Raw genomic sequence first — 275 nt, 5'->3', positions numbered from 1 at the left:
CCAAACAAGTTGGAGAAGCCAAAACAGCACTCTCCCATTGGCATAAAGGACGAGAAATCCAATCCCTATCATCCAGCGATCCTCGCTCAAAGCTAATCATGATATCTGGATCACTGTTGAGTGCGCTTTCGATGGACGTACTGTGTTCACAGAACAGAGATATATTAGGATAGTCGACCACAAAATCAGCAAGAACATCGCCAATGAACGGAACGTCTGGCGTGCTTAAGCGAATAGTTCCTTTTACTGATTCAGTTGAAATGGTTAGGCTTTGC

At 44.4% G+C, this 275-nt stretch carries 1 pseudogene; it reads right to left on the bottom strand.

The features are described from left to right. Nucleotides 1–275 (bottom strand): annotated as a pseudogene (locus AB4512_RS23660) (LysR family transcriptional regulator); the annotation flags it as partial.

The organism is Vibrio sp. 10N.222.52.B7, from assembly GCF_041474275.1.
Taxonomy (GTDB): Bacteria; Pseudomonadota; Gammaproteobacteria; order Enterobacterales; family Vibrionaceae; genus Vibrio; species Vibrio crassostreae_C.
The sequence above is the reverse complement of the archived record's forward strand: the minus strand, read 5'-3'. Positions and strand labels throughout refer to the sequence as shown.